This window comes from Crossiella sp. NPDC003009 (genome assembly GCF_053591555.1).
The window spans coordinates 14,878-41,596 of the sequence record NZ_JBSFUA010000044.1; the positions used below are offsets into that span (position 1 = coordinate 14,878).

28 protein-coding genes and 1 riboswitch are annotated in these 26,719 nt (G+C 72.2%); of the genes, 14 read left to right on the top strand and 14 right to left on the bottom strand.

From position 1 onward, the window contains the following. Nucleotides 1-51: 51 nt before the first annotated feature. The 3 genes from ACWDY5_RS32750 (at nucleotide 52) to ACWDY5_RS32760 (ending at nucleotide 3,114) form a co-directional block, all read left to right on the top strand. Complete coding sequence (locus tag ACWDY5_RS32750) at nucleotides 52-834, top strand: glutaminyl-peptide cyclotransferase (protein ID WP_449726009.1); 783 nt, start codon at nucleotides 52-54, stop codon at nucleotides 832-834. Nucleotides 835-841: 7 nt separating this feature from the next. Next, nucleotides 842-2,458 (top strand): MFS transporter, encoded by a 1,617-nt coding sequence (locus ACWDY5_RS32755; protein WP_449726010.1) that lies wholly within the window; start codon nucleotides 842-844, stop codon nucleotides 2,456-2,458. A 173-nt stretch (nucleotides 2,459-2,631) separates the two neighbouring features. After that, nucleotides 2,632-3,114 carry a DUF2771 family protein gene (locus ACWDY5_RS32760; protein ID WP_449726011.1) on the top strand — a complete coding sequence of 161 codons (483 nt, stop codon included), beginning with the start codon at nucleotides 2,632-2,634 and terminating at the stop codon, nucleotides 3,112-3,114. A gap of 25 nt (nucleotides 3,115-3,139) precedes the next feature. Here the strand turns inward: ACWDY5_RS32760 and ACWDY5_RS32765 are convergent, their stop codons facing one another. After that, on the bottom strand, nucleotides 3,140-3,529 hold the full coding sequence (locus ACWDY5_RS32765) for a cold-shock protein (RefSeq protein WP_252482356.1): 390 nt from the start codon (nucleotides 3,527-3,529) through the stop codon (nucleotides 3,140-3,142). 238 nt (nucleotides 3,530-3,767) lie between these two features. After that, complete coding sequence (locus ACWDY5_RS32770; protein ID WP_449726012.1) at nucleotides 3,768-4,466, bottom strand: HAD family hydrolase; 699 nt, start codon at nucleotides 4,464-4,466, stop codon at nucleotides 3,768-3,770. An 82-nt stretch (nucleotides 4,467-4,548) separates the two neighbouring features. Between ACWDY5_RS32770 and ACWDY5_RS32775 the strand changes: the two genes are divergently transcribed. Beyond that, the gene (locus ACWDY5_RS32775) at nucleotides 4,549-5,151 is read left to right on the top strand and encodes a TetR family transcriptional regulator (RefSeq protein WP_449726013.1); all 603 of its coding nucleotides are present in this window, start codon (nucleotides 4,549-4,551) and stop codon (nucleotides 5,149-5,151) included. A 63-nt stretch (nucleotides 5,152-5,214) separates the two neighbouring features. Next, the gene (locus ACWDY5_RS32780) at nucleotides 5,215-6,096 is read left to right on the top strand and encodes a R2-like ligand-binding oxidase (protein ID WP_449726053.1); all 882 of its coding nucleotides are present in this window, start codon (nucleotides 5,215-5,217) and stop codon (nucleotides 6,094-6,096) included. Here the strand turns inward: ACWDY5_RS32780 and ACWDY5_RS32785 are convergent. Continuing rightward, a complete protein-coding gene (locus ACWDY5_RS32785) occupies nucleotides 6,083-6,928 on the bottom strand; it encodes a helix-turn-helix domain-containing protein (protein WP_449726014.1) in 846 nt (281 codons plus the stop codon). The genes ACWDY5_RS32780 and ACWDY5_RS32785 overlap by 14 nt on opposite strands. Nucleotides 6,929-7,028: 100 nt before the next feature. On the opposite strand from ACWDY5_RS32785, the gene ACWDY5_RS32790 reads away from it, so the two are divergent. Next, complete coding sequence (locus tag ACWDY5_RS32790; protein WP_449726015.1) at nucleotides 7,029-7,499, top strand: SRPBCC family protein; 471 nt, start codon at nucleotides 7,029-7,031, stop codon at nucleotides 7,497-7,499. Between the two features lie 18 nt (nucleotides 7,500-7,517). Here ACWDY5_RS32790 and ACWDY5_RS32795 read toward each other — a convergent pair whose 3' ends face one another. Together ACWDY5_RS32795 and ACWDY5_RS32800 are read right to left on the bottom strand one after the other, a co-directional pair. Beyond that, complete coding sequence (locus ACWDY5_RS32795) at nucleotides 7,518-7,892, bottom strand: hypothetical protein (protein ID WP_449726016.1); 375 nt, start codon at nucleotides 7,890-7,892, stop codon at nucleotides 7,518-7,520. A 101-nt stretch (nucleotides 7,893-7,993) separates the two neighbouring features. Beyond that, nucleotides 7,994-8,995, bottom strand: a complete 1,002-nt coding sequence (locus ACWDY5_RS32800) for a Gfo/Idh/MocA family protein (protein ID WP_449726017.1) — start codon at nucleotides 8,993-8,995, stop codon at nucleotides 7,994-7,996. Between the two features lie 31 nt (nucleotides 8,996-9,026). On the opposite strand from ACWDY5_RS32800, the gene ACWDY5_RS32805 reads away from it, so the two are divergent. Together ACWDY5_RS32805 and ACWDY5_RS32810 are read left to right on the top strand one after the other, a co-directional pair. Continuing rightward, nucleotides 9,027-9,797 (top strand): PhzF family phenazine biosynthesis protein, encoded by a 771-nt coding sequence (locus tag ACWDY5_RS32805; protein ID WP_449726018.1) that lies wholly within the window; start codon nucleotides 9,027-9,029, stop codon nucleotides 9,795-9,797. A gap of 66 nt (nucleotides 9,798-9,863) precedes the next feature. Then, entirely contained in the window at nucleotides 9,864-10,256 is a 393-nt protein-coding gene (locus ACWDY5_RS32810; protein WP_449726019.1) for an SSI family serine proteinase inhibitor, read from the top strand. On the opposite strand, the gene ACWDY5_RS32815 is transcribed toward ACWDY5_RS32810, so the two are convergent. Beyond that, a complete protein-coding gene (locus tag ACWDY5_RS32815) occupies nucleotides 10,253-11,881 on the bottom strand; it encodes an AMP-binding protein (protein ID WP_449726020.1) in 1,629 nt (542 codons plus the stop codon). The genes ACWDY5_RS32810 and ACWDY5_RS32815 overlap by 4 nt on opposite strands. A 100-nt stretch (nucleotides 11,882-11,981) precedes the next feature. Here ACWDY5_RS32815 and ACWDY5_RS32820 point away from each other — a divergent pair, with 100 nt between their 5' ends. Then, nucleotides 11,982-12,164 (top strand): hypothetical protein, encoded by a 183-nt coding sequence (locus tag ACWDY5_RS32820; protein ID WP_252482347.1) that lies wholly within the window; start codon nucleotides 11,982-11,984, stop codon nucleotides 12,162-12,164. Nucleotides 12,165-12,166: 2 nt separating this feature from the next. On the opposite strand, the gene ACWDY5_RS32825 is transcribed toward ACWDY5_RS32820, so the two are convergent. The 3 genes from ACWDY5_RS32825 to ACWDY5_RS32835 form a co-directional block, all read right to left on the bottom strand. After that, nucleotides 12,167-12,913 carry a maleylpyruvate isomerase family mycothiol-dependent enzyme gene (locus tag ACWDY5_RS32825; protein WP_449726021.1) on the bottom strand — a complete coding sequence of 249 codons (747 nt, stop codon included), beginning with the start codon at nucleotides 12,911-12,913 and terminating at the stop codon, nucleotides 12,167-12,169. Nucleotides 12,914-12,934: 21 nt separating this feature from the next. After that, nucleotides 12,935-13,705: an HAD-IIA family hydrolase gene (locus tag ACWDY5_RS32830; protein ID WP_449726054.1), complete on the bottom strand. Its 771-nt coding sequence runs from the start codon at nucleotides 13,703-13,705 to the stop codon at nucleotides 12,935-12,937. 69 nt (nucleotides 13,706-13,774) lie between these two features. Beyond that, nucleotides 13,775-14,263: a MarR family winged helix-turn-helix transcriptional regulator gene (locus ACWDY5_RS32835; RefSeq protein ID WP_449726022.1), complete on the bottom strand. Its 489-nt coding sequence runs from the start codon at nucleotides 14,261-14,263 to the stop codon at nucleotides 13,775-13,777. Between the two features lie 125 nt (nucleotides 14,264-14,388). Here ACWDY5_RS32835 and moaA point away from each other — a divergent pair, with 125 nt between their 5' ends. Together moaA and ACWDY5_RS32845 are read left to right on the top strand one after the other, a co-directional pair. Further along, the gene (gene moaA, locus ACWDY5_RS32840) at nucleotides 14,389-15,453 is read left to right on the top strand and encodes a GTP 3',8-cyclase MoaA (RefSeq protein WP_449726023.1); all 1,065 of its coding nucleotides are present in this window, start codon (nucleotides 14,389-14,391) and stop codon (nucleotides 15,451-15,453) included. A 2-nt stretch (nucleotides 15,454-15,455) separates the two neighbouring features. Next, complete coding sequence (locus ACWDY5_RS32845; protein ID WP_252482343.1) at nucleotides 15,456-15,710, top strand: MoaD/ThiS family protein; 255 nt, start codon at nucleotides 15,456-15,458, stop codon at nucleotides 15,708-15,710. A gap of 9 nt (nucleotides 15,711-15,719) precedes the next feature. On the opposite strand, the gene ACWDY5_RS32850 is transcribed toward ACWDY5_RS32845, so the two are convergent. Continuing rightward, complete coding sequence (locus ACWDY5_RS32850) at nucleotides 15,720-18,938, bottom strand: BTAD domain-containing putative transcriptional regulator (protein WP_449726024.1); 3,219 nt, start codon at nucleotides 18,936-18,938, stop codon at nucleotides 15,720-15,722. Nucleotides 18,939-19,072: 134 nt separating this feature from the next. Between ACWDY5_RS32850 and ACWDY5_RS32855 the strand changes: the two genes are divergently transcribed. Together ACWDY5_RS32855 and ACWDY5_RS32860 are read left to right on the top strand one after the other, a co-directional pair. Further along, nucleotides 19,073-19,939 (top strand): phosphatidylinositol-specific phospholipase C/glycerophosphodiester phosphodiesterase family protein, encoded by an 867-nt coding sequence (locus ACWDY5_RS32855; protein WP_449726025.1) that lies wholly within the window; start codon nucleotides 19,073-19,075, stop codon nucleotides 19,937-19,939. Between the two features lie 237 nt (nucleotides 19,940-20,176). Next, nucleotides 20,177-20,335: riboswitch (cyclic di-AMP (ydaO/yuaA leader) on the top strand. Beyond that, nucleotides 20,335-21,012, top strand: coding sequence for a transglycosylase family protein (locus ACWDY5_RS32860; RefSeq protein ID WP_449726026.1), 678 nt, complete (start codon nucleotides 20,335-20,337; stop codon nucleotides 21,010-21,012). It overlaps the preceding riboswitch by 1 nt. A gap of 73 nt (nucleotides 21,013-21,085) precedes the next feature. Here ACWDY5_RS32860 and ACWDY5_RS32865 read toward each other — a convergent pair whose 3' ends face one another. The 4 genes from ACWDY5_RS32865 to ACWDY5_RS32880 all read right to left on the bottom strand — a co-directional run bounded on the left by ACWDY5_RS32865 (nucleotide 21,086) and on the right by ACWDY5_RS32880 (nucleotide 24,215). Next, on the bottom strand, nucleotides 21,086-22,033 hold the full coding sequence (locus tag ACWDY5_RS32865) for a molybdenum cofactor biosynthesis protein MoaE (RefSeq protein WP_449726027.1): 948 nt from the start codon (nucleotides 22,031-22,033) through the stop codon (nucleotides 21,086-21,088). Next, nucleotides 22,012-22,497 carry a cyclic pyranopterin monophosphate synthase MoaC gene (gene moaC, locus ACWDY5_RS32870; RefSeq protein WP_449726028.1) on the bottom strand — a complete coding sequence of 162 codons (486 nt, stop codon included), beginning with the start codon at nucleotides 22,495-22,497 and terminating at the stop codon, nucleotides 22,012-22,014. Before moaC ends, ACWDY5_RS32865 begins: the two co-directional genes overlap by 22 nt. Nucleotides 22,498-22,521: 24 nt before the next feature. After that, on the bottom strand, nucleotides 22,522-23,916 hold the full coding sequence (locus ACWDY5_RS32875; RefSeq protein WP_449726029.1) for a malic enzyme-like NAD(P)-binding protein: 1,395 nt from the start codon (nucleotides 23,914-23,916) through the stop codon (nucleotides 22,522-22,524). A gap of 113 nt (nucleotides 23,917-24,029) precedes the next feature. After that, complete coding sequence (locus ACWDY5_RS32880) at nucleotides 24,030-24,215, bottom strand: hypothetical protein (RefSeq protein WP_283662757.1); 186 nt, start codon at nucleotides 24,213-24,215, stop codon at nucleotides 24,030-24,032. A 73-nt stretch (nucleotides 24,216-24,288) separates the two neighbouring features. Between ACWDY5_RS32880 and ACWDY5_RS32885 the strand changes: the two genes are divergently transcribed. Then, nucleotides 24,289-26,544: a helicase-associated domain-containing protein gene (locus ACWDY5_RS32885; RefSeq protein WP_449726030.1), complete on the top strand. Its 2,256-nt coding sequence runs from the start codon at nucleotides 24,289-24,291 to the stop codon at nucleotides 26,542-26,544. Nucleotides 26,545-26,719: the final 175 nt, after the last annotated feature.

The window sequence follows — 26,719 nt, forward strand, 5'->3', positions numbered from 1 at the left end:
AGATTGTGCCGCATATCGGCGAGCACCGATGCGGCATGCCACCCTGTGACCGTGCGAGTGGTGAGGGTACTGACCGCGGCGGTGTGCGCGAGCCTGGCGTTTTCCGGTTGCTCGGCCGCGAGCGATCCGGAACCGCAACGGTTGCGCGCCGAGGTGCTGTCCAGTCATCCGCACGACCACACCGCCTTCACCCAGGGCCTGGAGATCGCCGACGGCACCCTCTACGAGGGCACCGGGCTGGCCGGGTCCTCCACCCTGCGCGAGGTGGACCGGGAGACCGGCCAGGTGCGCCGGCAGGCGGCGGTGCCCAACGGCTTCTTCGGCGAGGGCATCACCGTGGCCGGGGACGTGATCTGGCAGCTGACCTGGCAGGACGGCTACGCGCTGCGCTGGAACCGGCGCGACCTGACCCTGATCGACCAGGTCAGCCTGGAGGGTGAGGGCTGGGGCCTGTGCAAGGACGGCGACCGGCTGGTGATGAGTGACGGCACCGGCACGCTGAGCTTCCGCGACCCGAAGACCTTCGCCCGGACCGGCACGGTCACTGTGCACCGCCCCGGCGCCACCGTGAGCAAGCTCAACGAGCTGGAGTGCGTCGGCGGCGCGGTCTGGGCCAACGTGTGGCAGACCGAGGAGATCCTGCGGATCGACCCGAACTCCGGCGCGGTCACCGCCGTAGTGGATGCCAGCGGGCTGCTCCGCGCGGAGCAGAAGGAGGGCGCGGACGTGCTCAACGGCATCGCGGCCATCCCCGGCACGGCGGAGTTCCTGCTCACCGGAAAGCTCTGGCCAGCCATGTTCCGGGTCAAGTTCGTTCCGGTACGGCAGGATTAGGAGTGTGATGCGACCCGGACCGGACGAGCCGACCCGCAACGGCAGCCGCGGGCGCACCCGCAGGTACGAACCGCCTGCCGAGGGCGGCCGGAGTTATCCCTGGGAGGACGACCCGGACTACCAGGGCGAGCGGCGCACCGAGCCGGTGCGCCGCCGCACGCCCCCTCCTCCGCCGAGGTCCGCCCCGCCACCGCCGCCGGGCAGGCCGCCGCACCGCCCGCCGCCCTCGCCGTACTACCCGGACGAGGTCTACGAGGAGGAACCGCCGCCGGCTCAGCCGGACGCGCCCGCGCCGCCGAAGAAGATCACCGTCACCAGGGTGATGATGTGGCGGAGCAAGCACCTCACCCAGCAGGCGGTGCGGGCCTTCCGCCGGGGGGTGGCCGCCGACGGCGCCCGCGAGTCCGGGCTGGCCGCGCTGACCTACGCCACCATGCTCAACTACGCCGTGGACGCCGCGATCGCGGTGGCCATGGCCAACACGCTGTTCTTCTCCGCCGCGAGCGCGGAGAGCAAGGGCAAGGTCGCGCTCTACCTGTTGATCACGGTGGCCCCGTTCGCGCTGGTCGCCCCGGTGGTCGGCCCGCTGCTGGACCGGATGCAGCAGGGCAGGCGGCTGGCTTTAGCGGTTTCCTTCGCCGGGCGGATCGCGCTGGCCGCGGTGATGGCGCTGAACTTCGACAACTGGGCGCTCTACCCGGCCGCGCTGGGCTGCATGGTGCTGTCCAGATCCTTCGGCGTGCTCAAGGCCGCGGTGACACCCAGGGTGCTGCCCGACGAGCTGGACCTGGTGCGGACCAACTCCCGGCTGACCGTGTTCGGCCTGGTGGCCAGCGTGGCCTTCGGCGGTATCGCGGCCGGGCTGGGCCAGTTGTTCGGGCCGCAGGGCGCGCTGTGGTTCACCGCGGCGATCTGCGCGGTCGGCGTGTGGTCCTGCGTGCGCATCCCGGCCTGGGTGGAGGTCACCGAGGGCGAGGTGCCCGCCTCGGTGGGCGCGCACCCGAAGCGGAAGCGGCAGCCGATGGGCCGGGTGCTGGTGGTCACGTTATGGGCCAACGCGACCGTGCGGGTGCTCACCGGGTTCCTGATGCTCTTCGCCGCGTTCGCGGTGAAGGCGCAGACCCAGGGCGAGCCGTTCATGCAGCTGCTGCTGCTCGGCGTGATCGGCGCGGCCGCGGGCGCGGGCAACTTCGTGGGCAGCGCGGTCGGCGCGCGGCTGAGCTTCAGCAAGCCGGACCAGCTGCTGCTGGTCTGCGTCGGGTCCTCGCTGGCCGCCACCGTGGTGGCCGCGATCTTCGGCGGGCTGACCACGGCGGCCATCGTCGGCCTGGTCGGCGCGACCGCCTCCGCGCTGGCCAAGGTGTGCCTGGACGCGGTGGTGCAGCGGGACATGCCGGAGGAGTCGCGGGCCTCGGCCTTCGGCCGTTCGGAGACCGTGCTGCAGCTGGCCTGGACCTTCGGCGGCGCGGTCGGCCTGCTGCTGCCGCCGGAGTACTGGATCGGCTTCACCGTGGTCTCGGTGCTGCTGGCCCTCGGCTTCACCCAGACCCTGCTGGCCGGGCGCGGCTCCTCGCTGATCCCGGGCTTCGGAGGCGACCGGCCGCTGCGGCCGGCCACCACATAGGCCGTGTCCGGTGGATCTTGTGCGTGAGCGCCGGAGTCCAGGTCGTTCCTGGCGGTGCCGCCGGGGCAGCCTCGTACCGGGGCGTACTCGGCTGCTCCGGCGGCGCCGCCAGGGGCGGCCTGGGCCCGGCGGTCGCGTGCAAGATCCACCGGACACGGCCTACAGTCGGGTTCGTGCGTAAGGGACTGTCGTTGCTGCTGGCCACCGCCGCGCTGTCCGGGGTGGCCGCCTGTGCCGCCCCGGTCGGACCGCCGGAGGTGACCCTGTTCGCCGCCGGCAAGTCGCTCGCGGTGAAGCCCACGCAGTACTGCGACGTGAAGGTGGAGAACTGCCAGGCCGACCCGAAGGCCGGCGGGGTGCTGCGGGTGCCCAAGGGCCAGGAGGTCAAGATCTCGGTCGATCCGCGGATCGGCGAGACGCCGTGGCAGGTGGTCTTCCGCTACCGCAAGCCGGACAACGGCAAGGTCGACGGGCGCAGCGAGGCCTTCGCGCCGAACAAGACGCTGGCGTACACGCTGAAGCTGCCGGAGGCGGACGCGCAGCTGGAGACCATCGAGGTGCACCAGTACGGCGCGGCGATCTCGGCCAACACCGAGGGCGGCGTCAGCTTCGGGACCCGCGGGACCTGGGTGATCTCGGTGGACGACCGCGGGTAGACCCCGCGGCCGTCACAACTCAAGATCAGTTCGGGTCGAGCTCCCGCGCCACCGCGCGCACCACCTCGGCGATCCGCTTGGTCACCTTGCGGTCCGGATAGCGGTTGCGGCGCAGGTCCGGCTGCACGGTGGACTCCAGGACCTTGATCATGTCCTCGATCAGCCCGTGCAGCTCCTCCGCCGGCCGGCGCCGGGCCTCGACCACCGAGGGCACCGGATCGACCAGCCGGACGGACAGCGCCTGTGGACCCCGGCGACCGTCAGCGACGCCGAACTCCACCCGCATGCCGGGCTTGAGCGCGGAGACACCCTCGGGTAGCGCGGAGGCGCGCACGTAGACGTCCTCGCCCCCGTCCTGGGTCACGAAGCCGAAGCCCTTCTCCGCGTCGTACCACTTGACCCTGCCGCTCGGCACTGTCCTCACCGTTTCCCTAAGTCACGACAAACGCGCCTCAAGAATCCGAGAGGCGCGTGTTCTCCAGAGTAGCCGAGTTGTGCGCGCTACCCGTGGTCCCCGCGTGAACGTCTAAGCTTCCAGCGTGGCCGCGACCGCCCCGAAGATCAAGCTGATACCGGTAGCCATCGCTGTGTTCGCGATCGGTCTGCTGGCGGTGGTCAGCACGTTCGGCCTGTTCGCCGCCGGGCAGACCGAGCTACCCCTGTGGCTGAACCTGGCCTGTCTGCTGCTGCCGATCGGTCTCGCGCTCGGCGTCTTCGCCGTGTTCCGGCAGTCCCGCAAGGACCGCGGCTGATCCGGCGAGCCACCTAGGGAACTCGGTCAGCGAGTCCAGCACGAGGTCCGCGCCGGCCGCCCGCAGCTCCTGCGCGGTGCACGGTCCACTGGGCACGGCCACCGAGAAAGCCCCGGCCGCCCTGGCCCCATTGACATCGCCGATGTGGTCGCCGACGTAGACCTTGGCCCCGAACCGGCGCAGCGCGACCGCCTTCTCCGTCGACCACAGCTCGCCGACCAGGTGCTCGACCTGCCAGCCGAGGGCGTCCAGGTGCAGCTGCGCGTTGGGCCCGTACTTGCCGGTGACCACCACCGCCGAACCACCCACGGCACGCACCGCGGCCAGTGACTCGGCCGCGCCGGGCAGGCCGGCCGTGCGCGGGATGACGATCTCCGGGTACAGCGCGCGGAACTCGCGCACCCCCGTCGCGACCTGCTCTTCGTCCAGGCCGCAGCTGCGGAAGTAGCCGTCCAGCGGCGGCCCGAGGTTGCTCGCGAACTTCTCCCCGTTGACCGGGAAACCGGTGCGGCGGCCCACCTCGTCCATGGCCAGCACCATGCCGGGCCGGGGGTCGATCAGCGTCATGTCCAGGTCGAAACCCACGGTCAGGTTGGCCACGGCTCCACCGTACGTGTCTTGACAAACGATTTCCCGCTGTCGAGACACTTGACACGGAGGCCGTTCGTGTCAAACTCGGGTGGTGGCTCAGATCACACCGTTCACGGCCAGGGTCAAGGCCTCGCTGCGGGAGACGCTGCTGGACGCCGCGGCCAACCTGCTCGCCGACCGCGGCTTCCACGGCCTGCGGATGGCCGATGTGGCCACCGCGGCCGGGGTGAGCAGGCAGACCGTCTACAACGAGTTCGGCAACAAGGACGCGCTGGTGCAGGCGGTCGCACTGCGGCTGACCGCGGAGTTCCTGGCCGACACCGCGCACCGGCTGGACAGCGCGGAACACCTGCTGGACGGCATCCGCGCGGCGACCCGCTACATCCTGACCCACGCGGCGGAGAACCGGCTGATCGCCGCGATGCTCACCGGCGCCGATGCCCAGGACCTGCTGCCGTTCGTGACCACCCGCGGCGCGCCCGTGCTGACCTCGGCCACCGAGCTGGTCCGCCAGCACATCGGCGCGCGGCTGCCGCACCTGCCTGCCGAGGTGGCCGCGCTGCACGCCGAGACCGCGGTCCGGCTGACCGTGAGCCACCTGCTGCTGCCTTCCGGCGGCCCTGACCAGGCCGCCGAGGCGATCACCGCGGTCGCCGCGGCGATGCTCGGTCCTCATCTGTCCACAAAGGAGTGAGACGTGACGCGACAGGGTTTCCACTCGCTACGCCAGGGCGGGCTCAACTGGGACTCCTTCCCGATGCGCCTGTTCGTCAAGGGCAACGCCAGGTTCTGGAACCCGGCGGACATCGACTTCAGCCAGGACGCGCTGGACTGGGCGGACATGGCGGAGGACCAGCGCGCCGGCAGCACCTACCTGACCGCGATGTTCATCGCCGGTGAGGAGGCGGTGACCGAGGACATCCAGCCGTTCATCAGGGCGATGGCCGCCGAGGGCAGGCTCGCCGACGAGATGTACCTGACCCAGTTCGCCTTCGAGGAGGCCAAGCACACCGAGGTGTTCCGCCGCTGGCTGGACGCGGTGGGCCTGACCGGCGACCTGCACCCCTTCGTCGACGGCAACCCCGGCTACCGGGCGATCTTCTACGACGCGCTGCCCAGCGCACTGGCCGCGGTGGCCGAGGATCCCAGTCCGGCCAACCAGATCCGGGCCAGCGTCACCTACAACCACGTGGTCGAGGGCACCCTGGCGCTGACCGGCTACCACGCCTGGAACAAGGTCTGCCAGGAGAACGGCATCCTGCCCGGCATGCAGGAGCTGATCCGCAAGATCGGCGACGACGAGCGGCGGCACATGGCCTGGGGCACCTTCACCTGTCGCAGGCACGTGGCCGCCGACGACCGGAACTGGGACCTGGTGCAGCAGGTGATGGGCGAGCTGCTGCCGCACGCGCTGACCGCGATCCAGTGGGTGCAGGATCAGTTCGAGACCCCGCCGTACGACTTCGACGTGCAGGAGTTCGTGGCCTACGCGGCCAACCGGGCGCAGCGGCGGCTGGGCGCGATCGAGTCCGCGCGCGGGGTGCCGGTGGCCCAGATCGACCTGGACTACTCGCCGGAGGAGCTGGAGGAGCGCTTCGGCGAGGAGGACGCGGCCGCGCTGGCGGTCAACGCGAGCTGACCTCGTGCGCGAGCAGGGCCAGCGCGCTGCGCGAGGCCTCGTCGCGCGGGGTGCTCACCGCCAGCGTCTGGCTCCACTCGCCGACCGGGATCAGCGTCTGCTGGAGCACGGTGAGCGCGCCGACCAGCGGATGCCGCAACCGGTACACCGCGCCGTTGCAGGCCGCGACCCGGTTGCCCGCCCAGAACCGGGCGAACTCGGGGCTGCGGGTGGACAGCTCGCCGATCAGCCCGGTCAGGGTGGCGTCACCCGGGTAGCGGCCGGTCATCAGCCGCAGGTTGGCCACCACCGCGAGGGCCTTGTCCGTCCAGTTGGCGTACAGCTCGCGGGTGTGCGCGTCCAGGAACACCTGGCGGGCCATGTTCGGCCGCTCGGCCGGGCGCTGGGGCGCGGTGAAGTCCAGGTGCCCGGCGAGCAGGGCGTGCCCGATCGGGTTCCAGGCCAGCACGTCCGAAGCACGGCCGAGGGCCAGCGCCGGGGTGTCGCCGAGCGCGCGCAGCAGCTCGACCGTGCCCTCGGACACCCGTTCCACCGGGTGCCCCCGGGCCCGGCGGGCGCGCTGCCCGGCGCGGGCCAGGTCGTGCAGGTGCTGGCGCTCGGCCTCGTCCAGCCGCAGCGCCCTGGCCAGCGCGTCGATCACCTCGGGCGAGGCGTTGCGGGACTGGCCCTGTTCCAGCCGCACGTAGTAGGAGGTGCTGACCCCGGCCAGCTGCGCCAGCTCCTCCCTGCGCAGTCCGGGCACCCGCCGCCGGTCGCCGGGCACCAGCCCCACGTCCTGCGGCCGCAGCCGGGCCCGGCAGGCCTGCAGGAAGTCGGCGAGTCCGGTGTCCACCCCCCGAGTATCCGGGTCCGCGCCGGGCCGAGGGTGACACTCCCAGTGGTAGGACAAAGCCGGTCTGGATAGCCGGGCGCGCGGCCAACAGGGTGGCCGCATGATCTCCCTTGGCGAACTGACCTTCACCCGCCGGGCCTGGCTGCCCGCCGCCCCGCACCCGCTCTACGACCTGGTCACCGACGTGTCCATGATCGGGTCCTGGAGCCCCACCGCGGTCGCCGCCGAGTACGACGAAGGTGCCGGACCGCGACCAGGAGCCTGGTTCTCCGGGCGGAACCAGCGCGGCGGGCGGACCTGGCGCAGCCGGTCGCAGGTGGAGACCGCCAGGCCGGGCGCCGAGTTCAGCTTCGTGGTCGGCGGCCTGGCCGAGGGCATCGTGCGCTGGCGCTGGACCTTCACCGCGGACGGTCCGGGCACCGTGGTCGCCCAGCACTGGCAGGTGCTGCGCCTGGACCCGGTGCTCGGCTCCACCCGCGAGGAGCTGCTCACCCTGCGCGAGGTGATGGCGGCCAGCGCGGAGAGCACGCTGCTGGCGATGTGCCGCTGGGTCAGCGAGCAGGCCGCCTGACCGGTTGAGTTGTCAGGGTCAACGGGCGGCCCCGTTGTGGATCTCGCGCCGGGGCGCCGGCGGGCGGAACCCCTCCCCGAGCGGGGTGGTCACGGCCAGCAGGGCGGCCGTGACCGCGGCCGTGGGGTTCTCCCGCGCCTCGGTGCCCAGCGCGTGGTAGGCGGCCTGCGCCGAGACGAACGTGGCCTGTAGCCCCTGGATCATCTCGTCCAGGTGCTGGCACACCGTGATGTACTCGTCCTCGCTGATGTCCTGGGCGTTCACCCAGGTGAGCGCGGTGTCCTTGACGTCGTCGGCGACCCGCTGGAGCAGGTCCACCGTGCGCATCACGTCGTGCACCAGACCGCGGCCGTTCGCGTGCGGCAAACCGTCCGCGCCGATGGCGTGGTCCATGCGGAGCGCCGCCTCGACGAGGTCTTGCGAGTGGACGAGGGCGTCTAGTGATCTCCGTTCCACCCGTTGGCTATCGGCCAGGCACCCAGAGACCTGAAGCGTCAGGGGCCAGAACTCGTCTGGCTGGCCGGGTGCGCGACCCCCATCCGGCCCAGTGCGGCACAGAGGGTGCGCATCACGTTCACCGAGTCGGCCCAAGCCATCTCCGGACTTTCCACCTCACCGGCCGCGATCTGCTCCACCACCTCACGCGCCTGGTAGGTGTAACCGTTGCCCCACAGCTCATGCCGGAAGGTCTCCGGCTCGGCCCCGTTGCGGTGCAAGGTCATCGCGGTCGGCGCGTAGAACGGCGAGGCCACCTCGATCCGGCCGGTGGTGCCCACTACCTCGGCGGTCACCCCGGTCCCGGCCAGCAGGGAGGTGCTCAGCAGCGCCTGCGCGCCGTCGGGATAGCCGAGCAGCAGCGCGGCCTCGGCGTCCACGCCGGTGGCCGCGCGGGAGCCGTGCACGTGCAGCTCGCTGGGCACGCCGAGCACCATGTGCGCGAAGGACACCGGGTACACGCCGAGGTCCAGCAGCGCGCCGCCGCCCAGTGCGGGACTCCACAGCCGGTGCCCGGGATCGTAGGGCGCGCGGAAGCCGAAGTCCGCGCGCACCAACCGGATCTCGCCGATCGCCTCATCGGCCAGCAGCGCGCGCAGCTTGCGGACCAACGGGATGAACCGGGTCCACATGGCCTCCATCAGGAACAGCCCGCGCGACTCGGCCAGCGCGACCAGCTCCTCGGCCTGGGCCACGGTGATGGTGAAGGCCTTCTCGCACAACACGTTCTTGCCTGCCCGCAGCGCGGCCGAGGCGACCTCGTGGTGCTGGCTGTGCGGGGTGGCCACGTAGACCACGTCGACGTCCGGGTCGGCCAGCAGCTCGTGGTAGTCGCCGTAGGCGCGCGGAATGCCGAACCGCCCGGCGAACTCCTCCGCCTTGGCCAGCGCGCGGGAGGAGACCGCGTGCACCTCGATCCCCGGCACCAGCAACAGGTCCGAGGTCACCGCCCCGGCGATGCCACCCGTGGCGACCACGCCCCAGCGCAAAATGTCGGTCACGCCTTCGGACGCTACCCGCTACGTTGGGGTTGTGGAGATCTTTGTGGTGGACGCCTTCACCGGCACCGCGTTCGGTGGCAACCCGGCCGGGGTGGTGCTGTTGACGCGGCCGCGGCCGGCCGAGTGGATGCAGTCGGTGGCCGCGGAGATGAAGCACGCGGAGACCGCCTTCGTCGACCCGGCGGCGGAGGGCGCGAAACCGTTGCGCTGGTTCACCCCGGCCGCCGAGGTCGACCTGTGCGGGCACGCCACCCTGGCCACCGCGCACGTGCTCGGCGGCGAGCAGCGGTTCAGCACCCGCAGCGGCGAGCTGGTCTGCGTGCCAGCCGGGGACGGCTCGATCACCATGGACTTCCCGGCCGACCCGCCGGTGCGCGTCGAACCCGCCCCCGACCTGCTGGCCGGGCTACCCGGGGTGACCGTCAAGGCCACCGCGCAGGCGGTCAGCGACCTGCTGGTGGAGGTGGCCTCGGCCGCCGAAGTGCGCGCGCTGGTCCCGGACCTGGCCGCGATCGGCCGGCTCCCCGTCCGCGGCGTGATCGTCACCGCGCCCGGCGACCGCCCCGGCCTCGACGTGGTCAGCCGCTGCTTCTACCCGGCCTTCGGCGTGCCCGAGGACCCGGTGACCGGTTCCGCGCACTGCACCCTGGCCAGTTGGTGGGCACCCCGGCTGGGCGACGGTCCATTGACCGCCGAACAGGCCTCGCCCCGCGGCGGCACGGTGCGAATGACGTTGCGTGACAACCGGGTTCAGCTGTCTGGACGCGCAGTGACCGTCCTCAAGGGACAGTTGCTCGTCTGAGTGAACCGCCTTGCGCCAACCGGTGAAGAACCCACCAGTAGGTTTCTGGTGGGGTAAGCCGGAGCCATGGCTGCTTTTCGTATACCCGCGCTGGCCTTCTCCGTGCTGACGGCCGTCCTGCTGGTGGCAGGACCTGCCGCGGCGGACAGCCAGGACTCCGCGCTCACCGTGACCTTCGCCGAGGGTGAGAAGGCCTCACCGCCCGGCAAGGTCGCCGCACTGCTCTGCGAGCCCACCGGCGGCACCCACCCGAACAAGGACGCCGCCTGCGCCCGACTGGCCGAAGTGGACGGTCGGGTGGAGTCGATGACCGAGGAGTCCATGGCCTGCACCATGGACTACCGCCCGGTCACGGTGACTCTCAAGGGCAACTGGCAGAAGCGCCCGGTCAACTTCACCCGCACCTACGGCAACGGCTGCGTGCTGCGCAGCCAGACCGGGCCGGTCTTCGACATCTAGCTGTTGCCCCGCAACAACTCCACCGACGCCTCCCGCATCTCCACCTTGCGGATCTTGCCGGTGACCGTCATCGGGAACTCGTCCACCACGTGCACGTAGCGCGGGATCTTGTAGTGCGCGAGCCGCCCGGTGCAGAACTCCCGGACCGCCTGCGCGGTCAGGGTTTCCGCGCCGGGCCGCAGCCGCACCCAGGCCATCAGCTCCTCGCCGTACTTGGCGTCGGGCACCCCGATCACCTGTGCGTCAAGGACATCGGGGTGGGTGTAGAGGAACTCCTCGATCTCCCGCGGGTAGATGTTCTCCCCGCCGCGGATCACCATGTCCTTGATCCGCCCGGTGATCGAGACGTAGCCCTGTTCGTCCATCACCGCGAGGTCCCCGGTGTGCATCCAGCGGGCCGCGTCAATGGCCTCCGCGGTCTTGTCCGGCTGCGCCCAGTAGCCGAGCATCACCGAGTAGCCGCGGGTGCACAGCTCGCCCGGCGTGCCGCGCGGCACGGTCAGCCCGCTGTCCGGGTCCACGATCTTGACCTCCACGTGCGGGTGCACCCGGCCCACCGTGGACACCCGCCGCTGGATGGAGTCATCCGCCCTGGTCTGGGTGGACACCGGCGAGGTCTCGGTCATCCCGTAGCAGATGGTCACCTCGCGCATGCCCATCCGCTCGATGACCTGCTTCATCACCTCCACCGGGCACGGTGACCCGGCCATGATCCCGGTGCGCAGGCTGCCCAGGTCGTAGGAGTCGAAGTCCTCGTCGGCCAGCTCGGCGATGAACATGGTCGGCACCCCGTACAGCGAGGTGCACCGCTCCTCCTGCACCGCGGCCAGCGTGGCCTTCGGCTCGAACGCGGGGGCGGGGATCACCACGCAGGCCCCGTGCGAGGTGGCGCCCAGGTTGCCCATCACCATGCCGAAGCAGTGGTAGAAGGGCACCGGCAGGCAGACCCGGTCCTGCTCGGTGTACCCGCACAGCTCGCCGGTGAAGAAGCCGTTGTTGAGGATGTTGTGGTGGGAGAGGGTCGCACCCTTGGGGAAGCCGGTGGTGCCCGAGGTGTACTGGATGTTGATCGGATCGTCCGGGGTCAGCGCGCCCTGCGCCGCCGCCAGCGCGGCCGGATCTCCTTGCTTGCCAACGGAAACCAACTCATCCCAGGCCGCACCGCCGAGCAGCAGCACATCGGTCAGCGCCGGGCAGCGCGGCCGTACCTCCTCGATCATCCCAGCGTAGTCGGAGGTCTTGAACGCCGCGGCCGCCACCAGGATGCGCACCCCGGACTGGTTGAGCACGAACTCCAGCTCGTGCACCCGGTAGGCCGGGTTGATGTTGACCAGCACCGCGCCGATCTTGGCCGTGGCGTACTGCACCAGCACCCACTCCGCGCAGTTCGGCGCCCAGATGCCCACCCGGTCGCCCTTGGCCACACCGAGCCCGAGCAGGCCCATGGCCACCGCGTTCACCTCGTCGGCCAGCTCGCGGTAGGTCCAGCGCCGCCCGGTGGCCCGCTCGATGAGGGCGTCCCGCTGCCCGAACCGCTCGACGGTCCGGTCGAAGTTGTCCCCGATGGTGTCCCCGAGCAGGGGGACCTCGGAAGTCCCAGACGCGTAACTGGCGATCCCGGGCACCACAGCACCTCCGCGACTCCGCTGTCAGATCGCCCCATCCTCACGCGGCGGGCCGCCGCCGTCGACCCCACACCGGCCCCGGACGTGGGACGCTGGGCCGATGAGCGAGTTCATCGTGCTGGGCATCGGCATCCTCGGCGGCCTCGCGCTGCTGGCCATCGCGCTGCTGCGTCGCGGCGAGCGCCGCGACGCGAATCCGGCCGCGGCGGCCGAGACCGGGCACCGCCCGGGCCAGACCGAGACCGCGCTGGGCGGCTACAAGGAGTACTTCGGCGGGCCCTGAGCTCAGCCGAGGTCGGCCCAGTCCAGGAACGCCGCGGCCAGCTCCTGGTCACCGGTGGTGCTGACCACGGCAGGCCTGCGCCACAGCAGCAGGTCCAGCTCACCGGCCGCACCGGCGATCACCGCCGCCGGCGCCTCCGCCGGCTCGGGCAGCAGCCGCAGGCCGTCCTCGCCCGCGCGGAAGTCCCAGACCAGGTCCAGGTCGGTGGCGTGCAGCTGGACCACCCCGGTGGACCCGGTCCAGGTGTCCTCGCGGGCGGGCAGCATCCGGGTGGCGAACTCGGCGATCCCGGCCGCGCCCAGCTCGGCGGGCACCGGCGTGGCCTGACCGAGCGCGTGCTCGGCGTCCCAGCGGTGCACCAGTGCCTCGTGCGCCATCCGCTCGGCGACCTCGGCCGCGGTGCCCAGCTGTTCCGGGTGCCACCAGCACCAGGCCGGGGACTCCGGCGGCGTGTTCCGCAGCGCCTCGGTCAGCGCCTCGGCGCGGGCCCGCCACCAGCCGAGCAGGTCGGCGCCGGGCGTGGCCACGGTGAGCACGGCCTCCTCCTCCGGCATCAGCCCGCCTTCGGCCAGGGTGTGCGCCCACCAGGTCATCACCTCGCCGAGGTGGGTCACCAGGTCGGCCACGGTCCAGCCGGGGCAGGAGGGCACCGGCAGCGCCAGCGCGCCGGGGCGGCTCACCGCGGCGGTGAACGCGGCGCTCTGCTCCGCCACCACGGCCGGGTAGTCGATCTTCAGCTCGGTAGCCATCGGGGAAGGTTAGGCCCCGGGTCACACCCCATCGGGGAAGGGGTTGTCCGCGTGGCCGACCAGGTCCGCGATGGAGTCGATCACCCGGGTCGGCCGGAACGGGAAGCGGTCCGCGGTGTCCTCGGTGGAGATGCCGGAGAGCACCAGGATGGTGTGCAGCCCGGCTTCCAGGCCGGAGCGGACGTCGGTGTCCATCCGGTCGCCGATCATCAGCGCCCGCTCGGAGTGCGCGCCGATGGAACGCAGCGCGGAGCGCATCATCAGCGGGTTGGGCTTGCCGACGAAGTAGGGCGCGCGGCCGGTGGCCTTCTCGATCAGCGCGGCCACCGAGCCGGTCGCGGGCAGCACGCCCTCCCGGCTCGGGCCGGTCTCATCCGGGTTGGTCGCGATGAACCGGGCGCCGGCCTCGACCAGGCGGATGGCCTTGGTGATGGCCTCGAAGCTGTAGGTGCGGGTCTCGCCGAGCACCACGTAGTCCGGGTCCCGGTCGGTGAGCACGTAGCCGATGGAGTGCAGCGCGGTGGTCAGCCCGGCCTCGCCGATGACGTAGGCCGAGCCGTTGGGGCGCTGGGAGTCCAGGAACTTGGCGGTGGCCAGCGCCGAGGTCCAGATGGCCGGCTCCGGCACGTCCAGCCCGGTCCGGCGCAGCCGGGCGCGCAGGTCCCTCGGGGTGTAGATGGAGTTGTTGGTCAGCACCAGGAAGCCGACGTCGAGCGCGCGCAGCTCGCTGAGGAACTTGTCCGCGCCCGGGATCAGGTGCTCCTCGTGCACGAGCACGCCGTCCATGTCCATCAGGTAGTTCCACCGCGGGTTCTCGGTCACCGCGCCATGATCCCCCACCGTGGCCGGCACGGCCATCGTTCAGCGCGTCTCGTTCAGCCGGGCGATCTGGGCGCGCATCATCTCGATGGAGTCGCGGGTGTACCGGGTGATCACGTCGATCTCCTCGGGCCGGTAGCGGCTGACCATCTCGGCCACGCCGTCGACCAGGCCCCGGAAGATGTGGTCGTAGCGGCCCTCGTTGCACTGCGTGACCTCGACGAGCACCTTGCGCCGGTCGTGCGGGTCGCGCACCCTGCGCACGAAGCCGGCCCGCTCCAGCCGGTCGATCACGCCGGTGACCGCGCCGGTGGACAGGCCGGAGAGCTCGGCGATCCGGCCCGCGGTGAGGGGTCCCGGCGAGTGCAGGGCCAGGTCGAGGCATTTGTGGTCGGTGCCGGACAGGCCCATCCGCTCGGCCGCAGCCGCGTGGAAGGCGATGGTGACGGAGCTCATCTCCCGCCCCAGCTTGGCCAGGGTGACCGCGGCCTCGCCGCGCCCGTCCGTTGTCGTGGCGCTGTCACTGCTCATGCCCGCTCCACCTCTCTCCCGACCGCCGAAGTACCTCTGTAACTAAGAGACTTACAGGATGGCTAACTTCTCAGTCGACACAGACTAGACGTTCTCTGTCAGGGAGAGCGATTACGCTCGGAGGGGTGACAGCGGTACAGCTGGGTATGCCCTCGATCGCCACCGGTCCCCCCGTCGGGCCCGCCGGTCGGCCGGACACGCCCGCGCTGCTGGACTCCTATGGGCGGGTCGCCACTGACCTGCGGGTTTCCGTGACCGACCGGTGCAACCTGCGCTGCACCTACTGCATGCCGGCCGAGGGCCTGGACTGGCTGGCCAAGCCGGAGCTGCTGGACACCGGCGAGCTGGTCCGGCTGATCGAGATCGCGGTGTGCGAGCTCGGCATCACCGAACTGCGCTTCACCGGCGGCGAACCACTGCTGCGCAAGGACCTGGAAGAGGTGCTGCGGGCGGCCGCCGCGCTGCGGCCCCGGCCGCTGATCTCGCTGACCACGAACGGCCTCGGCCTGGTGCGGCGGGCCGAGGGCCTGGCCGCGGCCGGGGTGGACCGGGTGAACGTGTCCCTGGACACCGTCCGCCGGGACCGCTACGCCGAGCTGACCAGGCGGGACCGGCTGCCGGACGTGCTGGCCGGGCTGCGCGCGGCCAAGGCCGCCGGCCTGGATCCGGTGAAGGTCAACGCGGTGCTGATGCGCGGGGTGAACGAGGACGAGGCGGTGCCGCTGCTGGAGTTCTGCCTGGACGGCGGGTACGAGCTGCGGTTCATCGAGCAGATGCCGCTGGACCCGCAGCACGGCTGGGACCGGGCGGCGATGGTCAGCGGCCCGGAGATCCTGGCCGCGCTGCGCACCAGGTTCACCCTGGACCCGCACACCGCCGAGCGGGGCGCCGCGCCGGCCGAGCGCTGGCTGGTGGACGGCGGACCGGCCACGGTCGGCGTGATCGCCTCGGTGTCGCAGCCGTTCTGCGCCGCCTGCGACCGGACCAGGCTGACCGCCGACGGCCAGATCAGGTCCTGCCTGTTCGGCACGCACGAGACCGACCTGCGCGGCCCGCTGCGCGCGGGCGCGACGGACGAGGAGCTCGCCGAGCGCTGGCGGGCGGCGATGTGGGCCAAGCCCGCCGGGCACGGCATCAACGAGGTCGGGTTCGCCCAGCCGGTGCGCCCGATGAGTGCGATCGGAGGCTGAACGTGGCATCGGTGACCGTGCGCTACTTCGCCGGGGCGCGGGCCGCGGCCGGTGTGCCGGACGAGGCGGTCGAGCTGACCGGGGTGTCCACCGTGGCGGATGTGCTGGACCTGGTGCGCGGCAGGCACACCGGCAGACTGACCGAGGTGCTGCCCGCGTGCAGCTTCCTGCTCAACGGGGTCGCCGTGCGCGACCAGGCCACCGTGGTCCCGGACGCGGCCGAACTGGACGTGCTGCCACCGTTCGCGGGCGGCTGATCCTCTCCTCTATATAGAGGTGTCGGCGAGCAGCGCCCGGACGTCCTCGGCGTCCGGCATCCCCATGTCGGCGAACAGCCCCAGCGCCAGCTCCCACTCCCGCCGCGCCGAGTCCGGCTCGCCCCGCCGGTGGTGGATCCGACCGGCCAGCAACCGCGCTTCCGCCTCGCCAGGACGGTGGCCAGTGCCGTCGAAGGTGTCGAGGGCCTGGCCCACCAGCGCCGCGGCCTCGTCTGCCTGACCGGTCGCCAGCCGGGCCTGGGCCAGCTCGGTCAACGCCTGTCCCGCGTTCAGCACAAAACCGCCCCTGGACGCGAGCACGTGGGACCGGCCCGCGTAGTCCGCCGCCTCGCGGTGGCGTCCCAGCCTGCTGAGCGCGGCGCTCATCCCTGTCATCGCCCTGACCTCGCCGAGGAAGTAGCCGATCAGCGTGGACTGCTGGAAGGCCTCGGTGTACCGGCCGAGCGCCTCCGTGGCCAGACCGGCGCGGAGGTCGATCTGCCCGAGCGTGTTGGTCGTGTCGATCTCCGCCCGGCGGTTGGCCGTCTCGCCGGCGATGCGGCGGGCCGAGCTCACCGCCGCGGTGGCCTCGTCGAGCTGGCCGAGCGCGCAGTGGATCAGCGCCAGCTGCTCGAAACTGTCTGCTTCGGTCCGGCCCATCGCGGCGTTGATCGCCATCGCTGACCGGGTCCACGCCTGTGCCGCGGCGTAGTCGCCCGCGAGCAGGCAGGGCTGGGCCAGGTTGCTCGCGGCGATGCCCTCCCCCATCCGGGAACCGATGCCGCGGCACAGCTCGACCGCCTCCAGCAGCAGCCGGTGGCTCTCCGCCACCCGCCCGCGCCACGCCTTGACCAGGCCGAGGTTCACCAGCGCCTGCGCGACCTGCTTGTCCGACCCTCGGCTCCGCCTGCTGGCCAGGGCCGAGGTGAGCTGGACGTCCGCCTCGCGCAGGTCCCCCGACTCGAAGGACAGGATCCCCAGGTGCAGGAGCACCCCGGCCAGCACCTCATCGCCCAGCCGCGTCTGCCCGAGCAGTTGTCGCGCCTTGTCATAGGACTGCCGGGCGCGTTCGTAGTCACCGACGTTCCAGTGCGCGGTGCCGACGCTGTCCCAAAGGGAGGCGGCCAGCCGGGGGTCGCCCTCCCGCTCGGCCGCGGGCAGCGCCGCCTCGGCCGCGATGAGCCATTCCGCCCGGTGGTCGTAGAAGAAGAAGTAGTTCTGCAGCGCTCTGGCCAGCGCCCAGGAGATCCAGGGCGCACCGGTGCCCGCTCCGGTCCGGATGATCGCGAGGATGGCGGCGCGTTCGGTGTTCAGCCAGGTCACCGCCTGCTCGACGGTCTCGAACCGCTCGATGCCCCTGACCCCTGGCCGGTTCAGCTCGGCGGAGAGCGGCTCGGGCATGATCAGCTCGTTCGCGTCGTGGGTGGCGCCGAGGACGTAGTCGAAGAGTCTGGTCAGCGCGGAATGATCGGCGGGTTCGGCTTTTTCCCTCGCGTACAGGCGGATCAGGTCGTGGTAGCCGTAGCGGTCCGGGCCGCTCGGCTGGAGCAGGCTCACCGTGACCAGGTTGGCCAGGACTTCGCGGGCCTGCTCGACCGGCCGATCCAGCATCACCGCGGCGGCCCGCAGGCTCAGGTCAGGGCCGGGTGCGAGCGCGAGGACGCGGAAGGCGTACCGGCTGTCGGCGTCCAACTCGGTGTAGGAGAGGTCGAAGGCCAGGCGGACCGCCACCGCGCTGTCGCCGTCCACGCTCAGCTCGGCCAGCCGGTCGCCCTGGCGCAGCTGGGCCACGAAGTCGCCGACCCGGTGGCCGAACAGGTTGGCCGCGGCGACCCGCAGTGCCAGCGGCAGGTGGGCGCAGGTCTCGGCGAGCGCGGTCACCGCCGCGGGCTCGGCCCGCACCACCTCGGCGCCGAGGATGCTGGTCAGCAGCCCCACCGACTCCGCGGGATCGAGCATGCCGACCGGGATGCGGTGCGCGAACTCCGCGAACTCGGTCCGGCTGGTCACCAGCACCGCGCAGCCGGGGGCCTCGGGCAGCAGCGGGGCGAGCTGCCCGGGATCGGCCGCGTTGTCCAGCAGCACCAGCACCTTGCGGCCGGCCAGCAGCCGCCGGTACATCGCGGTCTGCGCCTCGACGTGCACCGGCACCTGTTCCGGCCGGACCCCGAGGGCCCGCAGGAACCGGGCCAGGATCTGCTCGGCCGCCAGGACGGGCTCCGGCGCGTAGCCCCGCAGGTTCACGTGCAGCTGCCCGTCCGGGAAGTGCCTGCGCAGCGCGTGCCCCACGTGCACGGCCAGCGCGGTCTTGCCCGCGCCGGGCGGCCCGGACAGGGCGACCGCCCGGGGCGGTGGTCCGGTCAGGGCCGCGCTGATCGCCTCGGCCAGCGCCTGCCTGCCGGTGAAGTCGGGGATGTCGGCCGGCAGCTGGGCAGGCACCGGCCCGGTGGGGAGCGGCCGGTGCTCCGCACGCGCGTATAGAGAGGTGTCGCCGCGCAGGATCGCCTCGTGCAGGCTGCGCAGCGCGGCGCCCGGCGGCACCCCCAGCTCGGCCTTCAGGTGGCCGGTCACCCGGGTGAAGGCGCGCAGGGCCTCGACCCGTCTGCCGGCGCGGGCGTTGGCCAGCATCAGCTGGGCCCAGAAGCGTTCCCGGAGCGGATGTCTGGTGGTGAGTTCGGTCAGCTCGGCGATCAGCCCGGCGTGGCCGCCCAGGCTCAGCTCCAGCTCGATGCGGCGTTCCAGGATCACCAGGCGCTGCTCGGCCAGGCGGGCCCCGTCGGTCTGGCGCAACGGCTCCGAGGGGATGTCAGCCAGCGCCGGACCGCGCCACAGGGCCAGGGCCTCGGCCAGGTGGGCGCGTTCGCCCTCCCGGTCTTCGGCGGCGCGGGCGCGTTCGGCACTGGCGATCAGGCCGCGGAGCCGGAACAGGTCCAGCTGCTCCGGGTCGAGGTCGAGGCGGTAGCCGTGTTCGGTGGTGGCGATCAGGCTCGGCTGGGCCATGGCCTGGCGGATGCGGTTGACATAGGTGTGCAGGGCGGCGCGTGGGTTCACCGGCGGCGCGGACTCCCACAGCGTGGCGACCAGCTCGCCGACCCGGACCTCCTCGCCGGCCCGCAACAGCAGTGCGGCCAGCAGCGCCCGCTGCTTGGCCGCGCCGATGACCAGTGGCCTGCCGCCCGCCCGGACCTCCAGCGGCCCGAGCACCCGAAACTCGATCTCCGGTGCCATCGCCTCCCCCTGCCCCTGGCCGATGGTCGCACGGACCGATGTCCCTGGCACGGCAACCAACCGGCCGGACCACGTTCACCGGCCGGTCGTTCGTCCGCTTTACTTTGCGCCCCAGACTCACTCGGGAGGTCGGTGTGCGGATCGGGTTGCGGGCGGCGCTGGTTGGGCTGGCGGTGGCCGGGTTGCTGGGTGGGGCGGTGGCGCCTGCGGAGGCGGCCGGGCGGGTGAAGCCGCTGGCGCAGGCGCACGCGCACAACGACTACGAGCACGGGCGGCCGTTGCTGGACGCGCTGGACCACGGGTTCACCAGCGTCGAGGCCGACATCTACCTGGTGGACGGGGCGCTGCTGGTCGGGCACGACCCCGGCGACCTGCGGCCGGAGCGGACGTTGCAGGCCCTGTACCTGGAGCCGTTGCGGAAGCGGGCGCTGGCCGGCGGCGGGCGGATCTACCCGGGGCGGGCCGGACTGTTCCAGTTGCTGGTGGACATCAAGACCAATGGGGCCGCGGTCTACGCCGAGCTGGACCGGGTGCTGCGGTCACCGCGGTACTCCTGGATGTTCAGCCGGTACCTGCACGGCTGTGTGCTGCGCGGGGCTGTGACGGCGGTCATCTCCGGGGACCGGCCGAGGGCGGTCATGGCTGGTCAGCGGGACCGGCTGGCCTTCTATGACGGACGCCTCACCGATCCGGCCGACCTGGGTCCCGGCGCGGCCCCGGGGCTGGCGCCGCTGGTGTCCGACAACTGGACGAAGCTGTTCGCCTGGCGGGGTGAGGGCGAGATGCCCGCCGCGGAGCGGGCCAAGCTGCGGGAGCTCGTCGGGCGGGTGCACGCGGGCGGGCAGCGGCTCCGGTTCTGGGCGACGCCGGATGTGCCGGGGGCCGCGCGGGCGGCGCTCTGGCGGGAGCTCGCGGCGGCCGGAGTCGATCACCTCAACACCGACGACCTCGCCGGGCTCGCCGCGTTCCTACGGGGTCACTCGGGTGCCGCGACGGGGTGAGCCACGCCTCACCGACGGTGATTGATCTCGGTAAGGACACGGCGCGGTAACGGCAGACTGACCTGGGGAGACACCCGGCATCGCAGAACTTCGCCAAACGTTACAGTGACGACGGTCACAGTCCAGAAGGTTTGGCGGACCCCCGTTGCGTTACGTACGGTCGCTTCTCGGTCGGCCCCGAACCGGCCAGCACGACGGGAACTCGTAGCGCCAAGCCCTGTCCAAGCGAGTTCCCGACCAAACCCCGAGCGAAACTTCAACTGGACAGGGGCGGGGGAACCAACTCCGGGCGAGCAGTCAGCGCCCTTGGGGTGAAGCCGGTGAGAACCGGCCGGGCCAGCACCACCGGTCCGAATCCGACAGCTCACCTCGTAGGCGCGGTTGGCGAGAGGGAAATGGCTTCTTACCGAGGCAAGCACCGCAAGCAGTCCAACATCACCCGCACCGTGGCGCGCATCGCTGTCGCCGGTGCCGTAGTGGCCGCCCCGATGGCCATCGCGGGCACCGCTAGCGCTGCCCCGTCCATGGACTGGGACAAGCTGGCTCAGTGCGAGAGCGGCAACCGGTGGAACGTCAACACTGGTAACGGCTTCTACGGTGGCCTGCAGTTCGACCGCGGCACCTGGCTGTCCAACGGTGGCGGCGCGTACGCCCCGTACGCCCACCAGGCCACTCGTGAGCAGCAGATCGCCGTGGCCGAGCGCCTGTTCGCGGCTCGCGGCCCCAAGCCGTGGCCGTCCTGTGGCCCGAAGGCGCTGCGCAGTGGTGGCGGCGGCAACGCCAAGCCCGCTCCCGCCCCGAAGCCCGCGGCCAAGCCGGTCGTGAAGAAGCAGGCCGCGCCCAAGCCCGTGGTCAGCAAGCCGGTCATCAAGCCGGCCGCTCCGGTCCAGCCGGCTCCGGTCGTCACCGACAAGAACGGCGCGGACTACACCGTCGTCGCGGGTGACACCCTGTCGACCATCGCGTCGAAGCTGCAGGTCAACGGTGGCTGGAAGGCGCTGTTCGAGCGCAACAAGGACATCGTCAAGGACGCTGACCTGATCTTCCCGGGTCAGAAGCTCGACGTGAAGTGAGTCCACTGACTCGCTGAGCACATTTCGCGAAACCCCCGGTCGTTCACGTGGCGACCGGGGGTTTCGCGTGTGTTCAGGGGCAGTTGACCCATTCCTCGGCGCCGTCGGTGAACAGCTGGCGCTTCCAGATGGGCAGGCGGCGCTTGACCTCGTCGACCAGGTCGGCGCAGGCGGTGAAGGCCTCGCGGCGGTGCTCGCCGGCCACCGCGCAGGCCAGCGCGGCGTCGCCGATCTTGAGCTGGCCGATCCGGTGGCTGACCGCGATGGCCCGCACACCCCGGTGCCGCAGCGCGATCTCCCCGGCGACCTCGGCGATCACCTCGGCGGCGCTGGGGTGGCCGCTGTACTCCAGCTCGGTCACGCCGCGGCCCTCGTCGTGGTCGCGGACCACGCCGGCGAAGGTGACCACCGCGCCCGCGGCCGGGTGGGCCACCAGGCGGGCGTGTTCCTCCACGTCAACGGGGTCCTCGGTGACCTCGGCACGCAGCACGGCGGCCGCCGGGCCGGTGCGCGGACCGCCGCCGGGGGCGTGGTCGCCGCCGCGGAGCTGGCTCACCGCGTGGTCCAGCACGCCGTCGAGCACCGCCAGACCGTCCCGCACGCCGCCTGTGGAGCCCGGCAGGTTCACGACGAGGGTCCTACCGGCCACCCCGGCCAGTCCGCGCGAGAGGGCCGCTGTGGGCACCTCAGGCCGTCCCGCGGCCCTGATCGCCTCGGCCAGGCCGGGCACCTCGTAGTCGAGCACCGCCCTGGTGGCCTCCGGGGTGCGGTCGGTGGGGCTGATGCCGGTGCCCCCGGTGGTGATCACCACGTCGACCCGTTCGGTCACCGCCTTGCGCAGCGCCTGGCCCACCGGGTCGCCGTCGGGCACCACATCGGCCTCGGGCACCCAGAAGCCGCGCTCGCGCAGCCAGCTGACGATCACCGGGCCGGTGCGGTCGGCGTAGACGCCGCCGCTGGCGCGGTTGGAGGCGGTGACCACCCGGGCACTGCGCGGGCTCACGGCTGCGGTCTCGTCCATAGTCCCGTCTTCCCACCCTCCTTGCGGTCAACCCGGACGGCGTCCAGCACCGCGGCCGGGTCGACCGCCTTGACCATGTCGTGCAGGGTGAGCCCGGCGACGGCCACCGCGGTGAGCGCCTCCATCTCCACCCCGGTGCGATCGGTGGTGCGGACCGTCGCGGTGATCACCACCTCCGCCTCGCCCAGCGCCAGGTCCAGCTTGACCCCGGCCAGCGCGATCGGGTGGCACAGCGGCACCAGGTCCGGGGTGCGCTTGGCGCCCATGATCCCGGCGATCCGCGCGGTCGCCAGCGCGTCACCCTTGGGCAGCCCGTCCCGGCGCAGCAGCTCCACCACCTCGGCGGTGGTGCGCAGCACGCCGGAGGCCACCGCGCTGCGGCTGGTCGCCTCCTTGCCGGAGACGTCGACCATCCGCGCTGCCCCGGCCGCGTCGACGTGGGTCAGCTCACCGCGTTCGCTCACAAGCGAATGCTAGGCCCACCGGTCTCAGCCGGACACGGCCGATCCAGCGGCCTTGCGCACCGCCTCGGCCACCGCCGGCGAGACGTTGGTGTCGAAGACGCTGGGCACGATGAAGGAGGCGTTGAGCCGCTCCGGGGCGACCACGTCGGCGATCGCGCCCGCCGCGGCCACCAGCATGTCGTCGGTGATGGTGTTGGCGTGCGCGTCCAGCAGGCCGCGGAAGACGCCGGGGAAGGCCAGCACGTTGTTGATCTGGTTCGGGTAGTCGCTGCGGCCGGTGGCGACCACGGCGGCGTGCTGCTGGGCCTCCAGCGGGTCGATCTCCGGGTCCGGGTTGGCCAGCGCGAACACGATGGCGTCCTTGGCCATGGTGGCCACCTGCTCGGCGCCGAAGAGGTTCGGCGCGGAGACGCCGATGAACACGTCCGCGCCGACCAGCGCGTCGTGCAGGCTGCCGGTGACCTGGGCGGCGTTGGTGTTGTCGGCCACCCACCGCAGGTTCGGGTCCATGCCCTCGCGGCCGGGGTGCACGATGCCGTCCACGTCCACCGCGATGATGTCGCCCGGCTTCTGCTTGAGCAGCAGGCGGATGATCGCCGAACCGGCCGCGCCGACGCCGCAGACCGCGATCTTGGTGTCGGTGATCTCCTTGCCCACCACGCGCAGCGCGTTGCGCAGCGCGGCCAGCACCACGATCGCGGTGCCGTGCTGGTCGTCGTGGAAGACCGGGATGGACAGCTTCTCGCGCAGCCGGGCCTCGATCTCGAAGCAGCGCGGCGCGGCGATGTCCTCCAGGTTGATCCCGCCGTAGACCGGCGCGATCAGCTCCACCGCGCGGATGATCTCCTCGGTGTCCTGGGTGTCCAGGCACACCGGCCAGGCGTCCACCCCGGCGAACTTCTTGAACAGCACCGCCTTGCCCTCCATCACCGGCAGCGCGGCGGCGGGGCCCAGGTTGCCCAGGCCCAGCACGGCGGAGCCGTCGGTGACCACGGCCACGGTGTTGCGCTTGATGGTCAGGCGGCGGGCGTCCTCCGGGTTGGCCGCGATGGCCTGGCAGACCCTGGCCACGCCGGGGGTGTAGGCCCTGGAGAGGTCGTCACGGTTGCGCAGCGCGATCTTGGAGGCGATCTCCAGCTTGCCGCCCAGGTGGATCAGGAAGGTGCGGTCGGAGATCTTGCGCACGGTCACGCCGGGCAGCAGGGCCAGCGCGTCGGTGATGTCGTTGACGTGGTTGGCCGAGATCGCGTTGCAGGTGATGTCCACGATCACCCGGTCGTTGTGCGACTCCACCACGTCGAAGGCGGTGATCACACCGCCAACCCGGCCCACCGCGCTCGCCAGGTCCCCGGCCGCACTCGCCGATGGCGGCGCCTCAAGACGGACGGTGATCGAATAACCAGGACCAGGAACCGGCATTGGTGGCCTCCAAGACAACGCTTTCAACCGAAGAGCGTAGTCCCGGGTTACTTAAAGTACGCACGCGGCTCGGAAAGACTGAATCCTTGCCGAGCCGCGTGAACCGGTCCCGCCTACTTGTTGATCACCGTGGTCGGGTGGCTGTAGGGCACCGACTCGAACGGGAAGCTCACCTCGCCGAACGGCGACTGCGCGCCCTGGAGATGGCTGACGAGCTCGCTGACCGCGTGCTCCTTCTCGGAGGGACCCTCCGGCCAGGTGGGCTCGATCCGCTCCGCGTGGCGCTCGGCCTTGGACACGTCAATCCTCCTCTGTCGTCGTACGCGCCATAGTGTGCCCGACGATCCACCGCGGGCAGATACCGTGGAGGGGATGTCCGGTCCTTCACTCGCCGCGTGGCTGCGCGCGCAGGACGAGACGAGGCTCGCCGCTCTGCTGCGCGCCCGCCCCGACCTGGCCACCCCCTCCCCCGGCGACACCAGCGTGCTGGCCACCAGAGCCGGCATCCGCGCCTCCATCGCCAGGGCCTGCGAGGACCTGGACTCCTTCACCCTGACCGTGCTGGAAGCCCTGCTGCTGGCCGGGGCGGACACCGCGCCGCGGCCGCTGACCGAGGTCTCTGCGCTGCTCGGCAAGGGTGTGCCGGTCAAGGCGACCAAGGCCGCGGTGGAGCTGCTGCGCTCCCGCGCGCTGGCCTGGGGGCCGGACACCGCGCTGTCCGTGCCGCCCGCGGCCACCGAGGCGGTGACCCTGTTCCCGGCCGGGCTGGGCAGGCCGGACCCCCGGCTGGACGGGGCGGACCTGCCCGCGCTGCTGGCCGGGCTGGACGAGACCGAGCGCAAGCTGCTGGAGACGCTGGCCGACGGCCAGCCCACCGGGCGGACCAGGGACGCGGGCACGGTGGTGCCGCTGGAGAAGGCGCGCAACCCGGTGCAGAAGCTGCTCGCCCGCGGCCTGCTGCTGCGCCGGGACGCCGAGACCGTGGAGCTGCCGAGGCAGGTCGGGCTCGCGCTGCGCGGGAACCGGGCGTTCCGGGCCGTGGAGGTGACCGAGCCGGCGCTGGACACCGGCGCGCACAACCAGGCCACCGTGGACGCCACCGCGGCCGGGGCGGCGATGGAGCTGCTGCGCCAGGTCGAGGGGCTGATCGGGTTCTGGAGCGAGGAGCCGCCGCCGGTGCTGCGCTCCGGCGGGCTCGGCGTGCGGGAGCTGCGCAGGCTGGCCAAGGAGATCGACGTCGACGAGCGCAGGGCCGGGCTGCTGGCCGAGCTGGTGGTCGGCGCGGGCCTGGCGGGCGACAGCGAGGCGGGCGAGCCGGAGTGGGTGCCCACCACGCTGGCCGACACCTGGCTGGTCGGCACCCCCGAGCAGCGCTGGGCCACCCTGGCGCAGGCCTGGCTGGACCTGCCCAGGCTGCCCGGCCTCTACGGCCGCCGGGACGAGAAGGACCGGCCGCTGGGTGTGCTCAGCGAGGAGCTGCGCCGCCCGCTGGCGCCCCGGGAGCGGCGGCGGGTGCTGGACGTGCTGGCCGACCTGCCGCCGGGCGCCACGGTCAAGGACGTCCGGCAGCTGGCCGCGGTGCTGGCCTGGCGGGCGCCCCGGCGCGGCGGCAGGCTGCGCGACGACCTGGTCGAGTGGACCGTGGCCGAGGGCACCGTGCTCGGCGTGCTCGCGCTGGACGCGCTGAGCGGACCGGGCCGGACCCTGCTGACCGAGGGGCCGACCGCGGCCGCCAAGACCATGGCCGACGCGATGCCCGCGCCGGTGGACCACGTGCTGGTGCAGGCCGACCTGACCGTGGTCGCGCCCGGCCCGCTGGAGGCCGACCTGGCCGCCGACATCGCGCTGGTCGCCGACGTGGAGTCCGCGGGCGGGGCCACCGTCTACCGGGTCACCGAGGCCACCGCCCGGCGCGCGCTGGACTCCGGGCGCACCGCGGCCGACCTGCACGAGCTGTTCCGGACCCGCTCGCGCACCCCGGTGCCGCAGTCGCTGACCTACCTGATCGACGACGTGGCCAGGCGGCACGGGCGGCTGCGCGGCGGCGCGGCCGGGTCCTTCCTGCGCTGCGACGACCCGGTGCTGGTGGCCGAGGTGCTGGCCAGCGCGGAGGCCGACCGGCTGGCGTTGCGCCGGATCGCGCCCACCGTGCTGGTCAGCCCGATGAGCCTGGCCGAGGTGCTGGACGGGCTGCGCGCCGCCGGGTTCGCCCCGGCCGCCGAGGGCCCGGACGGGCAGGTGCTCGACCTGCGCCCGGCCGGACGCCGGATCACCGCCCGGATCAGGCACAACCGCCGCCCGGTGCTGCCCGGCGGGCCGAGCGAGGAACAGCTGCTCGCGGTGGTCGCGCAGATGAAAGCGGGGGACGCTGCGGCGGCCACACCGAGGGGTGCCACAATCTCCCCCACGGACAGCGCGACCACGCTGGCCCTGCTGCGCGGGGCCGCCGAGGCGGGTCGCAGCGTCTGGCTCGGTTTTGTGGACAACCACGGGGTGGCCAGCCAGCGGGTGGTGAACCCGGTGAGCGTGGCCGGCGGCATGCTCGAGGGGTTCGACCAGGCGCACGGAACGCTGCGCCGGTTCCCGGTGCACCGGATCACCTCGGTGGCCGTGGTCGAGGACGCCTGATCTCGCTGCGCGCTTCACCCACTCCTCCGGCGGTCGCCGGTCATGATGGCCCGGCCAGGATCGAGCACGGACCGGCATCGAACTGAATCGTTTCCGCCTGCGAATACGCGTCTGGTCCAGGCAGAATGGTCCAATGTGGACGATCCACTCGTCCGGTCCGCCGGACCACCCTTTA